Origin of the sequence: Streptomyces bambusae, from assembly GCF_019400985.1 — a bacterium.
GTDB lineage: Bacteria > Actinomycetota > Actinomycetes > Streptomycetales > Streptomycetaceae > Streptomyces > Streptomyces bambusae_A.
Genome location: NZ_WTFF01000683.1, coordinates 1 through 976 on the forward strand (window position 1 = coordinate 1; position 976 = coordinate 976).

At 80.1% G+C, this 976-nt stretch carries 1 protein-coding gene; it reads left to right on the forward strand.

Annotation, left to right across the window (positions count from 1 at the left end; genetic code table 11):
- The coding region (locus GPJ59_RS36530; RefSeq protein WP_219672393.1) for an ATP-binding cassette domain-containing protein at window positions 1-976 on the forward strand (976 nt) is incomplete at both ends.

Consider the following 976-nt stretch of genomic DNA (forward strand, 5'->3'; position numbering starts at 1 on the left):
GCCGCGTACCGGTCTCCGTGTCCGCTTCCGTACCGGCCCCCGGATCCGCCGCGGGCCTGGACCGGGCCGGCGCCGGCGACCCGTACGCCCGGGCCGCCGGCCTCGCCGTGCGCCGGGGCCGCACCGAGGTGCTGCGCGGCATCGAGCTCACCGTCCGCCGGGGCGAGACCGTGGCGCTGATGGGCCGCAACGGCGCCGGGAAGTCCACCCTGCTCGCCGCCCTGACCGGCATGGTCGAACCGGTGGCCGGCTCCGTCACCGTCGCCGGCAAGGTCCCGCACCGCACCCGGCCCGCCGAGATGGTCCGCCGCGTGGGCCTCGTCCCCCAGGAACCCCGCGACCTGCTGTACGCCGACACGGTCGCGGCGGAGTGCGCGGCGGCGGACCAGGACGCGGGGGCGGAGCCCGGCACCTGCCGGGCCCTGGTGTCCGCGCTGCTGCCGGACGTGCCGGACGACACCCATCCGCGCGACCTGTCCGAGGGGCAGCGCCTCGCGCTCGCCCTCGCCCTGGTGCTGACCGGCCGGCCCGGCCTGCTCCTGCTGGACGAGCCGACGCGGGGCCTGGACTACGCCGCGAAGGTCCGCCTGGTCGAGATCCTGCGCGGCCTGGCGGCCGACGGGCACGGCATCGTGCTGGCCACGCACGACGTGGAACTGGCCGCCGAGCTGGCGCACCGGGTGGTGGTCCTGGCGGGCGGCGAGATCGTGGCGGACGGGCCGACGGCCGAGGTCGTGGTCTCCTCCCCCGCCTTCGCCCCGCAGGTCGCCAAGATCCTGGCGCCCGACCCGTGGCTCACGGTGTCCCAGGTCGCCGAGGCCCTGCGGGGCGCGGCACCGGCCCCTGCGGCCCCCGCCCCCCCGCCCCCCCCCCCCGCCTCCCCCCCCCCCCCCCGCCACGCCCCCCCCCCCCCCCCCCCCCCCCCCCCCCCCCCACCGCGCCCCCTCCCACATCACCCGCTCTCCCGCGCCCCCCG